The organism is Actinomadura harenae (assembly GCF_003696215.1).
Taxonomy (GTDB): Bacteria; Actinomycetota; Actinomycetes; order Streptosporangiales; family Streptosporangiaceae; genus Spirillospora; species Spirillospora harenae.
In genome coordinates, this window is sequence record NZ_RFFG01000021.1 from 96,128 (window position 1) to 108,078 (window position 11,951).

Here is an 11,951-nt window from a genome sequence, read left to right on the forward strand (position 1 = left end):
CGGGCCCGTCCCCTCTGAGTCGAACCCGCCCGCCGGGCCGTCTCAGCCGGACCAGCACTTGGTGACGCGCCCGCCCTCCACCGTGAAGTTGATCCGGCCCTGCCGGTACTCCATCGTGACCACCGTGTGAGGGCCGAGCCGCCGCACCGACGTCCAGCCCAGGTCCCGGGCCCGGCGTTCCGCCTGGTCGGCGGGAAGGCCCACATAGGCGTCCAGCGACTCGTCCCGCTCCGGCTGCCCCATCTCCATGCCGCCATGATCCGCTCGGTGTTTCCCGAGGTCAACAAGCCCCCGCCTGCGAGCGCCCGGACGCCGGGCGATAGGTTCTGCGACCTCGGCCCCGCCCTTAGGCCGGGGCCACCACGCATGTCATTTACCTACCGTTCGAAAGGCAAGGCAGGCATGTCGGAGGAAGGCACGCGGAAGCACCCCGTGGACGAGGTGCTCCCCCTGCCCAAGCTGGCCCTCTACGGATTCCAGCACGTCCTGGCGTTCTACGCCGGAGCCGTCGTCGTCCCCATCCTGGTGGCGAGCGGCATCGGGCTGTCCCCGCAGCAGCTCGTGTACCTGATCAACGCGGACCTGTTCACCTGCGGCATCGCCACGATCATCCAGGCGTGGGGATTCTGGAAGATCGGCGTGCGGCTGCCGATCGTGCAGGGCGTCACCTTCACCGCGGTCGCCCCGATGATCGCCATCGGCCAGGGCGCGGCCACCCCCACCGCGGCGCTGCTGGCGATCTACGGCGCGACCATCACGTCCGGGGTCGTGATGTTCCTCGCCGCCCCCGTCCTCGGACGGGTGCTGCGGCTGTTCCCGCCGGTCGTCACCGGCACCGTCCTGACCATCATGGGCCTGCTGCTCATCCCGAACGCGCTCACCGACGCCGCCGGCGGCGCGGCGCTCAAGGGCAAGCCGGACTTCGGGAGCTGGAAGCACCTGGCGTACGCGGGCGGCACCGTCCTGTTCATCGTGCTGCTGTACCGGCTGCGGCGGCCGTTCCTGTCCAGCGTCGCGATCCTGCTCGGCCTGGTCGGCGGGACGGTCGTGTCGTGGATGCTCGGCGACACCTCGTTCGACCAGGTCGGGCGGTCCCACTGGTTCGGCGTCACCACCCCGTTCCACTACGGCGCGCCGACCTTCCAGATCGGCCCCTGCATCGCGATGCTGCTGGTCATGCTGGTGACGGTCGTCGAGACCGTCGGCGACTCCAAGGCCACCGGCCAGATCGTCGGGAAGCCGGTCAGCGACGGCGACATCACCCGGGCGCTCCGCGCGGACGGCCTGTCGACCTTCCTCGGCGGCACGCTCAACGCGTTCCCGTACACCTGTTTCGCGCAGAACGTCGGGCTCGTCCGGCTCACCCGCGTCCGCAGCCGGTTCGTCGTGGTCGCCGCCGGGTTCATCATGATGATCCTCGGCCTGTTCCCGAAGGCCGCGGCGTACGTCGCGTCCATCCCGCCGGACGTCCTGGGCGGCGCGGCCATGGTCATGTTCGGCATGGTCGCCGTCGTCGGCATCCAGACGCTCGGCCAGGCCGACCTGCGGGACGAGCGGAACGCCCTGATCGTCGGCATCAGCGTCGGCATGGCGTTCGTGCCGTCCACCATCCCGGCGTTCGGCGAGAACATGCCGCGCGACGTCGCGTCCATCCTGAACAGCGGCATCGTCCTCGGCAGCCTCACCGCGGTCCTGCTGAACCTGTTCTTCAACGTCCTGACCCGCAGGCCACCGGCCGACACGGAGGAGTCCGTCCCCGCCACCGCGTCCTGACGGCCCACACACGCCGTCCCCGGCCGGGCTCTGTCAGCCGAATGACGGAGCCCGGCCGTTCTCCGTCCTCCGCGAGGAAGCCGGCGGAGCCGGGCGTGTCATCTGAGGTCGCGAAGCGCCTTGCGTGAGGCGAGTCCGAGTTTGCGCAGGATGTTGCGCATGTGAGCGTCCACGGTGCGCGGGCTGAGGAAGAGCCGTTCGGCCGCTTCCCGGTTGGTCGCGCCGGCGGCGACGAGCGCGGCGACACGGGCCTCCTGCGCGGTGAGCCCGCCCCAGGGGGACGCGGCGGCCTTCGGCGGCCGTTCCCCGACCGCGGCCAGCTCCCGGGCCGCGCGCCGGGCGAAACCCGCGGCCCCGGCCGACGTCAGCCTCTGGTGCGCGGTCCTGAGGTGGGTGATCGCGTCGCGTCGACGCCCCTCACGCCGGAGCCACTCCCCGTAGAGCAGGTGAGTGCGGGCGAGATGCAGGACGGCTTCGCTGCGGCTCAGATGCTCGATCGCCGCCGCGTACAGCTCGCCTGTCTCGGGACCGGTGCTGAGCAGCGCCCGGGACCGCAGCGCGATGCCGGTGGCCCACGCGGTTCCACTCGCCTCGGCGCGTTCGGCGAGCCGCTCCACCACCGGGACGGCGAGGGACGGCCGTCCCGCGAGCGCTGCGGCCTCGACCAGCTCCGGCGGGAGGAAGGTGTGGAAGCCCGGCTCGTCGTCCTCGCAGGCGCTCAAGGCGATCTTCAGAGCCGAGGCGTGGTCGCCACTGCCGTTGTGCAGGACGGCGGCGGCGTAGTCGATGGCCGACAGGGTGCGGCCCTCGCCGCGTTCGTGCGCCACCCGGGCGCTCGTCGCGATGGCCTCGGACGTTCCGCCCTGGTCTCCGCGCCAGGCCCGCAGGGCCAGATCGGCGCAGGAGACACCGGCGGTGCCTCCCGCCTCCTCGACCGCGTACGCCTCGTCCACCAGGTCGGCGGCCCCGGCGAACTCTCCCGCGTGGATGTGCGCCAGCGCCCGGTAGTGCAGGGCGGTGGGAAGCGAGGTGAGCGCTCCCGACTCGCGGGCCAGCGTGGCCTGCCGCTCGGAGAGCACGCGCCAGGCGGCCTCGTCCCACAGGTCCGTCGCGACGCTGCACGCGAGCCACAGCCAGCGGCTCTCACCCGCCTGGCCGAGGAAGGCGTCCACGGCCCGCCGCATGAGGGGGACCGCCGCGCGGTGTCCCCGGGTCAGCTGGAGGATCAGCCCGTCGAGCAGCAGGTCCAGCGGACGGGTCTCCGCCGCGTCCGGGACGGCGGACGCCACGGCCCGGACGGCGGCGGTGAGGGCGCCCGGCCCGGCGATCCTGCCCGCCCACATGGCCGCGGCGACGGCGTCCAGGCAGGTCTCACGTGCCAGCGGACGGTCATGGGCCGCCAGCCGGACGGCGGCCGTCCGGAGCAGCAGCGGAGCCTGCCGCCCCTGCCCGGCATGGGCCGCCAGCTGCGCGGCCAGCAGCTCGGCGGTGGCCAGGCCCGCCCGGCCGAGAGGCCCGGCCCGAGCGACCTCGAGCAGGCGGAGCGCGTCCGGAGCGGCTCCCGCACGGAACTTCAGCTCCGCGGCGGCCAGCGCGCGCGGAGCGCGCCGGGCGGGATCGGGGCTCAGCTCACCGGCCCGTGCGAGGAAGGCCGCGGCGGCCGCGACGCCGCCTCGGCCCCGTGCCCGGTCGGCGCATCGTTCCAGCTCGGTGGCGATGTCCTCGTCCGGCTTCTCCGCCGCCTGCGCGCCGTGCCAGGCCCGGCGGTCCCGGTCGGTCGCGGACTCGGTGGCGTCGGCCAGCGCGCGGTGCGCGGCCCTGCGATCCCCGGGTGCGGCCGAGCAGTAGACCGCCGAGCGCACGAGCGGGTGGGCGAAGCGGACCCGGACGCCGATCTCCAGGAGCCCATCGGCCTCGGCGGGGGCCATGGCCCCTTCACCCAGGCCCAGGTGTCCGGCCGCCTTCCAGAGCAGAAGGGGATCACCGAGCGGTTCCGCCGCGGCGACCAGCAGCAGCCTTCGGGTCTCCTCCGGCAGCGCGGCCAGGCGCGTCCGGTAGCTCGCCGCGATCCGCTCCTGGAGCGGCTGGACCTCGGGCAGGGCGAACCCGCCTGCCAGACCGGCCCGGTCGACGCCGTGGTGCAGGCTCAGGAGCGCCAGCGGGTTGCCCTTGGTCTCGGTGATGATCCGCTCGCGGACCCGCTCGTCGAGGGAGGTGTGCAGCCGGGAGTCGAGGAGGTTCCGGGCGGCGTCGGGCCCGAGGCCGGTCAGCGGCATCCGCGGCAGGCCGTCCAGCGGGGGCGCGTCCCGCGGGTCCCGCAGGGCGAACAGGAAGGCCACCGGCTCCCGGGCGAGACGACGCGCCGCGAACGCGAGGGCCTGGAGCGACGCGTGGTCGATCCACTGCGCGTCGTCGACGAGACAGGCGATCGGCCGGTCCCCGGCGGCCTCCGAGAGCAGGCCGAGTACGGCGAGGCCGACACGGAAACGGTCCGGCGGGTCACCGTCGCGAAGGCCGAGCGCCACCTCCAGCGCCACGCGCTGCGGCCCGGGCAGCGCTCTCCGCTCGTCCAGGACCGGACCGCACAGTTCCTCGAGCGCCGAATACGGCACCTCGCCCGCGAACTCGCGGCCGACCGTCCGCAGGTGCCCGAAACCGGGTACGGCGGCCGACACGTGTTCCAGGAGCGCGGTCTTGCCGATGCCGGGTTCACCGTGCACCACGACCGAGCCGCCCCGGCCGTCCCGCGCCGCGTGCAGCAGGCCCTCAAGGCGCTGCCGCTCGGGCCTTCGTGAGATGAACACGCCCATTCGCAGGATCATAAAATCGGACGGAACGCTCGTCAGGCGATCGTTTAGGTTGGCCGGGTGACACGGTTGCGGGGGCGCCGCACTGAGTGGGCCGCCTTGGAACGGCTGCTGGAGGCGGGCCGGGCCGGACGCGGTGGCGCCGTCGTGTTCGAGGGCGCCCCCGGCATCGGCAAGACCGCGCTCCTGGAACGCCTGCGCGAGGCCGCGACGGACTTCCGGATCCTGCACGCGATCGGTGTCGAGCCCGAGAGGGACCTGGCCTTCGCCGCGCTGCACCGCCTGACGACGCCCCTGCTCGGCGCGATCGGCGAACTTCCCGAGCCTCAGCGCGCCGCCCTGCGAGCCGCGTTCGGACTGTCGGACGCGGACGCTCCCGACCCCACGCCGGTGGGGCTCGCGGCACTCGGCCTGATGACACGGGCCGCGACCGCACGGCCGGTGCTGTGCGTCGTCGACGACGCACAGTGGCTCGACCAGGCGTCGGCACAGGCGATGGCGCTGGTGGCGGACCACGCCCGGAGGGAACCGATCGTGATGGTCCTCGCCGCACGAGACGGCGGCGGACGCGACGGCGGACGCGACGGCGGACGCGGCGGCGGAGGCGAGGAGCTGGCCGCGCTGCCACGGTCGCGGCTCGACGGCCTGCCGGACGGCGACGCCAGAGCCCTCCTGCTCTCCCGGATCCACGCGCCGCTGGACGAGCGGGTCCGTGACCGGATCGTCGCCGAGGCCCGCGGCAACCCGCTGGCGCTGCTGGACGTCGCGCGCAGCGGCGGACCGGCGGACCTGGCCGGTGGCTTCGCGTTCGGCGGGTCAAGGATTCCGGCGGAGATCGAGGAACGGTACCGGGAACCGCTGGCGGCGCTCCCCGCACGGACGCGGCTGCTCCTCCTGGTGGCGGCCGCCGACCCGACAGGCGATCCGGAACTGCTGGAACGGGCCACGACGCGCCTCGGCACCGGGCCGGACGACCTGTCGCCCGCCCGGCGGGCCGGCCTGTTCGAGGTCGGAACCCGGGCGCGGTTCGACCATCCGCTGCTCCGGTCGGTGCTCTACCGCGCGGCGCCGCCACCCGATCGTCGCGCCGCGCACCGGGTGCTCGCGGAGGTGTCCCCGGACGCCGTCCGGCGGGCCTGGCACCGGGGCAAGGCGACCGTCGGCCCGGACACGGACGTCGCCGACGACTTGGAGAACTCGGCCGGCCGGGCGCGGGCTCGCGGCGGGGCGGCGGCCGCGGCGGCCTTCCTGGAGTTGGCGACCGCGCTCACCCCGGACCCGTCACGTCGAGCCGACCGCGCGCTGGCCGCGGCGCGGGCCAAACGGGACGCCGGCGCGGCGGAGGAGTCCCTCGAACTGCTGGCCGTGGCGGCCGCCGGCCCCGCCGACACGCTCCGGGACGCGCGCGTCGAGACGCTGCGCGCCCGGATCGCCTTCGAGACCCGACGGGACGACGCCGCGTACGCCCGGTTGCTCACGGCGGCGAGGCTCACCGCACCACTCGACGTCCGGCTCGCACGCGAGACCCTCCTGGAGGCGTTCGCGGCGGCGGCGTTCGCGGGACGTTTCGGGCCGCCGCACCGGCTCCTGGAGGTGGCGGCGGCCGCACGTGCGCTGCACCCCTCCGACCGGCTGCTGAACGCGCACACCACCAGGGTCATCGACGGATACCTCCCGGCCGTGCCTCTGCTGCGTCCCGCCGTGCGAGACGGCCAAGCCGAGCAGGACACCGTCCACGGCATCGCCCGGACCCTCCTGGCAGGCGACGCGGCCATGGACCTCTGGGATCACGAGGCAGGGAAGGCGCTGGCGGACCGGCAGGTCGAGGCGGCCCGTTCCACCGGAGCGGTGACGGCGCTCCCCATGGCTCTCAACCTCCAGGCGGTGGCTCACGTGCACGCCGGTGAACTGCCGGAGGCCGCCGCGAGACTGGCGGAGGCGTCGGCGGTCGCCGACGCGATCGGCGCTCCGGCGATCGTCCACGGTGAGCTCGCGCTGGCGGCGTGGAGAGGCGACGAGCAGGGCGCGTCCGCGCTCATCGGGTCGGCCCTGCGGGAGGGCACCGCGCGCGGGGAGGGCCGACTGGTTACGCTCGCCGAGCACGCGCGGACGGTCCTGCTGAACGGCCTGGGACGTTACGAGGCCGCGCTGGAGGCCTGCCGAACGGCGCACGACCTGGACGAGCCCGGATTCCTGCCCTGGGTCGTCCCCGAATTCCTCGAAGCCGCCACAAGGGCCGGGCGCCGGGACCTGGCGGTCCCGGCGCTGACGCGGTTCCGGGAACGCGTCCACGCCGTCGACACCGACTGGGCCGTGGGAACGGGCCTTCGCGCCCGCGCCATGCTGACCGACGACTCCTCCGCCGAGAAGCTCTTCGTGGAAGCCGTCGAACGGCTCACCGCAGCGGGCCTCCCCGGCCACCTCGCGCGGGCCCGGCTCGCCTACGGCGAATGGCTGCGCCGCGAAGGCCGACGACGCGATTCGCGCACGGAACTGCGTTCGGCCTTCGACGCGCTGTCGGCGATGGGCGCCGAGGCGTTCGCCGCGCGCGCCGCCCGGGAACTGCGCGCCACCGGCGAACAGGTCCAGGGCCGCGGGGCCGGGGAAACCGGCCGGCTCACCGCCCAGGAGCTGAACGTGGCCCGTCTCGTCACGGCGGGCGCGACGTCCAGGGAGGTCGGCGCCCAGCTCTTCCTGAGTCCCCGGACGATCGACGCGCACCTCCGCAGCATCTACCGGAAGCTGGGCATCACCTCGCGCCGCCAGCTCCGCGAGCTGCGACTCTGACAACCGCGACTCTGAGAACCACGACTCCGACACCGCGACTCCGAGAACCGCACCGGCCCTCGGCCGGGACGGGACGCCGCTCCTCCCGCCCCGCCGGCAGGCCTGGCTCAGGCGGCGTCCCGCCCGCTCCGCAGGAGCCGGGCGATCTCGACCGCGCGACGCGTCTGATGCTCGACGGCGGCGAGCTCGACCTCGCCCGGCGGCCGGTCACCGCCCTCGGAGAAGTGGCTGGTTCCGTACGGGTTGCCGGCCTGGAACTGGATCGGGTCGGTGTAACCGGGCGGGACGATGACGCAACCCCAGTGGTAGAAGGTGTTGTTGAGCGCGAGGATCGTCGACTCCTGGCCGCCGTGCGCGGTGGAGGTGGACGTGAAGGAGGACGCGACCTTGTCGGCCAGACGCCCCTGGCTCCACAGCGGACCGGTGGTGTCGATGTACTGCTTCAGTTGCGCGGCGGGGAGCCCGTACCGGGTCGGCGTCCCGAACAGGACGACCTCGGCCCAGTCGAGGTCGTCCAGCCGGGCCTCGACGATGTGCTGCGTGGTGGCCGCGTGGTCGTACCACCCCTGATTGGCGGCGATCGCCTCGTCGGGGGCCAGCTCGCGGACCTTGCGGAGGCGCACCTCGGCCCCCGCCTTCTCGGCCTCGGTCGCCGCGGCCTTGGCGAGCTGGAAGACGTTGCCGGTGGCCGAGTAGTACACGACCGCCACGGTGACGGGAGAGTCCATGTTCGTCCTTCAGAGTCGGTCGACGGGGGCGTAGCGGTAGAAGAAGGGGCCGATCTCCCCGGCGATCGCCCGGGTGAGGGCGGAGCCGTCCTCCAGCAGGCGGGCTCCCGGGTCCAGGTCGCCCACGTACAGCGGTTCGTAGCCCGCGTCGCGGATCAGCCGCTCGGTGACGGCCCGCGCTCCCTCCTCGGCGGCGAAGAGGTTGCTGGGGGTGACGCGCTGGGCCGCGATCCGGTCGTAGGCGACCGCGAAGTTGGTCGAGAACGACTTGGCGGTCGGGCCGCCGGTGATCGACTTGATCTGGTGCGACAGTGAGGGGAACGCCGTGTCCCGCTCGCCGTAGAGGTTGCAGGCGTCGATCGTCACCTGGCCGTTCAGGCCCCCGACCCGGCCGAGCGCGTCGGCGATCGCGGGGCCCGGCACGGCGACGACCACCACGTCGGAGCCCGCGGCGTCGCCGCCGTCCCTGCCGAGGCCCGCGACCTCGTGCCCGGCGGCCGACCAGAGCCGCGCCAGGCCGCCGCCGACGTGCCCTCGTCCCACAACGGTGATCTTCATGTCGGTTCCCCTCGGTCGATGCCGGGCCGGCCGCCGGCCGCGGATCCCTGGGGACCTCCCGGGCCGGGCCCGCCTTCCACCAGCCTCCGCCCGGCAGGCCCCGACCGCGTCGGCAGGTCCTGCCTACTCCCGCGCCACGCAGGGCTGGAAGCGCAGGACAGTGCGCACTTATGCTGCGAGCGCCTGCCGGAACAGAACGGCACAAACCGGCAGGTATCCCGTGTTCGTGTCAACTGAGGAGGTGTGGTGGCGGGCCACATGACACCGGACGAGTTCCGGCGGTACGGCAAGCAGGTCATCGACTGGATCGCGGACTACCACGAGTCGATCGCGTCCCGGCCCGTGATGTCACGGGCGGAGCCGGGCGACGTGCTGGCCGCGCTCCCCGAGCACCCGCCGGAGAAGGGCGAGGGCTTCGACGGCCTGCTCGCCGCCCTCGACCGGGACATCATGCCGGGCGTCACCCACTGGCAGCACCCCTCGTTCTTCGGCTACTTCCCGTCCAACTCCACCGGGCCCAGCATCCTCGGCGACCTGCTGTCGTCCGGGCTCGGCGTCCAGGGCATGATGTGGGCCACCAGCCCCGCGGCCACCGAACTGGAGACCCGCGTCGCCGACTGGACGGCCGACCTCCTCGACCTGCCCGCGAAGTTCCGCGGCAACGGCGCCATCCAGGACTCGGCGTCCAGCGCCTGCCTCGTCGCGCTCCTCTCCGCCCTCCACCAGGCCGGCGGCGGAGCGCCCGGACCGGACGGCATCGACCGCCGCCGCACCCTCTACATCAGCTCGCAGACGCACTCGTCCCTGGAGAAGGCCGCCCGCGTCGCCGGCGTCGGCTCCGCCAACGTCCGCGTGGTGGACGTCGACCCGGTCACCCTCGCCATGGACCCGGCCCACCTCGACGCCCTCCTCACCGAGGACGCCGCCGCCGGAGCCGTCCCCGCCATGGTCTGCGCTACCGTCGGCACCACCTCCACCACGGCCGTCGACCCCGTCCCCGCGATCGGCGAGGTCTGCCGCAGGCACGGCGTCTGGCTGCACGTGGACGCCGCCTACGCGGGCGTCGCCGCCGTCTGCCCCGAGTTCCGCTGGGTCAACGAGGGCCTCGCCGAGTACGCCTCGTCCTACTCGACGAACCCGCACAAGTGGATGCTCACCAACTTCGACTGCACCCTGCTCTGGATGGCCGACCGCGCCCCCATGCTGAACGCGCTGTCGATCCTCCCCGAGTACCTGCGGAACAACGCGACCACCTCGGGCGACGTCATCGACTACCGCGACTGGCAGATCCCGCTCGGCCGCCGCTTCCGCGCCCTGAAGCTCTGGTCGGTCATCCGCTGGTACGGCGCCGAGGGCCTCCGCGAGCACATCCGCACCGGCTCCGGCCTCGCCGACGAGCTCGCCGCCCTCATCGCCGCCGACCCCCGCTACGAGGTCCGCCCCGACCACCCGTTCGGCCTGGTCTGCTTCCGCCCCCTCTGGGACGGCCTGACCACGGACGAGGCCAACGCCGCCACCATGGACGCGCTGAACCGCCTCAACGCGTCCGGCGACCTCCTCCTCAGCCACACCAAGATCGGCGGTCACGTCCTGCTGCGCATGGCGATCGGCGCCCCCAGCACCGAACGCCGCCACATCCTCGCCGCCTGGGACCGCATCCGCGAAGAGACCACCGCCTGACCTGGAAACACCAACGGGCCGCTGCCCGAAAGGGCAGCGGCCCGCATCACCTCCCCGCAGGCTCCAAGCCAAGGGACAAGCCCCGGTCCGGAAGCCGACCTTCGGTCAGGCGCCGCCGGCCGCCCAGTGCTCGGCGACCACCGACGCGGCGGCGAGCCCCTGCGCCTTCCCCGCCTCCGCCGACGGGCCGCGGGTCTCGGGGGAGAGCGGGTCCGTCCCGAAGGCGGCCACGGACGCCTCGTCCGCGAGGATCACGTCCACCACGGCCCCCGCGTCCCGCAGCCCCGCCACCTGCGCGTCCAGCGTCGGGTCGACCAGCGGCGCCACGACCAGGACGCGCTCGAACCCGGCCGCCAGGTCCGCGTTCACCATGGACCGGATACCGCCGTCGATGTACCGCACGTCCCCGACCGTCACCGGCGGCCAGATCCCCGGGACGGCGCAGCTCGCCGCCACCGCGTCCACCAGCGGCACCCCGGAGTCCTTCGTCCAGATCACGGGCTCACCGGTCGTCGCGTTCACCGCCGGGACGACCAGTGGACGCTCCGGCCACTCGTGCACCGGGAGCCGTCCCTCGAACACCGCGTACCGCTCCTTCTCCGGAACGGTCTCGGTGGCAAGAGCGAAGGCCCCCACCTCACGGCGGATCGTCGTCATGTCGGAGTGGTCGGCCTGGATCTGCAGCATCCGCTCCCACACCCGCTCCAGGGACACGCCCTGCGGAACGAACTCGTGGTTCTGCCGCGCCGGGTCGGTCTGCCGCGCGTACAACTCGTCCGGGGAGAGTCCCGCGCCCACCTGGGCGGCCACCGACGACCCGGCCGAAGTCCCGACGAGGAGGTCGGCGCCCAGCACGTCCGCACCACCCTCGGCCAGCCCCACCAGCACGCCGATCTCCCAGGCGATGCCCGCGACGCCACCCCCGCCCAGCACCAGTGCCGTCCGTCCCGTCACGGTTACCTCCCGAAGATCATCCAAAGCCATGCCCGGACAGCGCCGGGCGCCCCGAACGTTATTCCGTCGGCCGTTGGTTTGACACCCCTCCCAGGAGCACGTACGTTGACTCCTCGTCCCCAAGGGATGCAGGACGCGCGGTTCTCGCAGCGGCCGGCCAGGGGAGCCCCTTCACGATCATCAGGACACGGCGATTCGTCATGCCCTGCGTGTTGAGGCATGCCAGAAAGGCTCGATTTTGCGAATCGGCGCCGGTCTGGTGAAATAGAAGGGCTGCAGGGAACGGCCGCGAAAGCGGACGGGAAGTGCGGAAATCAGAATCAGCCGGAAATTGACAAGCCGGCCGGAACTGATAAAGTAAGAGAGTCGCCACGGAGCGAAGGCCGCGGAAACGCGGACGGAGCGCGTGAGTGTCCGTTTCTTGAGAACTCAACAGCGTGACAAAAGCCAGTGCCTTTATAGATCAGGCAGTGCCTGATCACCCCGTGCACGTGGATCTTCGGATTCGGGTGCAGGGATTTCTTTGAGGCAAATGCAATCCCTTTCGGGGGGTTGTTTTGCTGGGATCTTCGGATTCCTCTTTCGGGTTTGGCGGGTTCCGGGTTCGCCCCTGGTTCCTGTCGTTTGGACCTTGATGGAGAGTTTGATCCTGGCTCAGGACGAA

The 11,951-nt window shown here is 73.0% G+C and carries 8 protein-coding genes; 3 read left to right on the forward strand and 5 right to left on the reverse strand.

Going from position 1 to position 11,951, the window contains the following annotated elements; translation table 11 throughout:
* Positions 1–42: 42 nt before the first annotated feature.
* Positions 43–249 (reverse strand): I78 family peptidase inhibitor, encoded by a 207-nt coding sequence (locus tag EBO15_RS14415; RefSeq protein WP_122194883.1) that lies wholly within the window; start codon positions 247–249, stop codon positions 43–45.
* Between the two features lie 153 nt (positions 250–402).
* Here EBO15_RS14415 and EBO15_RS14420 point away from each other — a divergent pair, with 153 nt between their 5' ends.
* A complete protein-coding gene (locus EBO15_RS14420; protein WP_199744529.1) occupies positions 403–1,773 on the forward strand; it encodes a nucleobase:cation symporter-2 family protein in 1,371 nt (456 codons plus the stop codon).
* 98 nt (positions 1,774–1,871) lie between these two features.
* On the opposite strand, the gene EBO15_RS14425 is transcribed toward EBO15_RS14420, so the two are convergent.
* Entirely contained in the window at positions 1,872–4,583 is a 2,712-nt protein-coding gene (locus tag EBO15_RS14425; protein ID WP_122194885.1) for an AAA family ATPase, read from the reverse strand.
* Positions 4,584–4,640: 57 nt separating this feature from the next.
* Between EBO15_RS14425 and EBO15_RS14430 the strand changes: the two genes are divergently transcribed.
* Positions 4,641–7,367, forward strand: a complete 2,727-nt coding sequence (locus tag EBO15_RS14430; RefSeq protein ID WP_122194886.1) for a helix-turn-helix transcriptional regulator — start codon at positions 4,641–4,643, stop codon at positions 7,365–7,367.
* A gap of 107 nt (positions 7,368–7,474) precedes the next feature.
* Here EBO15_RS14430 and wrbA read toward each other — a convergent pair whose 3' ends face one another.
* Entirely contained in the window at positions 7,475–8,095 is a 621-nt protein-coding gene (gene wrbA, locus EBO15_RS14435; protein ID WP_122194887.1) for an NAD(P)H:quinone oxidoreductase, read from the reverse strand.
* Positions 8,096–8,104: 9 nt separating this feature from the next.
* A complete protein-coding gene (locus tag EBO15_RS14440) occupies positions 8,105–8,653 on the reverse strand; it encodes an NAD(P)-binding domain-containing protein (protein ID WP_122194888.1) in 549 nt (182 codons plus the stop codon).
* Between the two features lie 246 nt (positions 8,654–8,899).
* Between EBO15_RS14440 and EBO15_RS14445 the strand changes: the two genes are divergently transcribed.
* A complete protein-coding gene (locus EBO15_RS14445) occupies positions 8,900–10,333 on the forward strand; it encodes an aminotransferase class I/II-fold pyridoxal phosphate-dependent enzyme (RefSeq protein ID WP_233616189.1) in 1,434 nt (477 codons plus the stop codon).
* Positions 10,334–10,438: 105 nt separating this feature from the next.
* Here EBO15_RS14445 and EBO15_RS14450 read toward each other — a convergent pair whose 3' ends face one another.
* Positions 10,439–11,287, reverse strand: a complete 849-nt coding sequence (locus EBO15_RS14450) for a patatin-like phospholipase family protein (RefSeq protein ID WP_233616190.1) — start codon at positions 11,285–11,287, stop codon at positions 10,439–10,441.
* Positions 11,288–11,951: the final 664 nt, after the last annotated feature.

Bases quoted from the DNA above. Each gene is read 5' to 3' on its own strand.
- EBO15_RS14415 (WP_122194883.1), bottom strand. From the start codon at position 249: ATGGAGATGGGGCAGCCGGAGCGGGACGAGTCGCTGGACGCCTATGTG.
- EBO15_RS14420 (WP_199744529.1), top strand. From the start codon at position 403: ATGTCGGAGGAAGGCACGCGGAAGCACCCCGTGGACGAGGTGCTCCCC.
- EBO15_RS14425 (WP_122194885.1), bottom strand. From the start codon at position 4,583: ATGGGCGTGTTCATCTCACGAAGGCCCGAGCGGCAGCGCCTTGAGGGC.
- wrbA (WP_122194887.1), bottom strand. From the start codon at position 8,095: ATGGACTCTCCCGTCACCGTGGCGGTCGTGTACTACTCGGCCACCGGC.
- EBO15_RS14440 (WP_122194888.1), bottom strand. From the start codon at position 8,653: ATGAAGATCACCGTTGTGGGACGAGGGCACGTCGGCGGCGGCCTGGCG.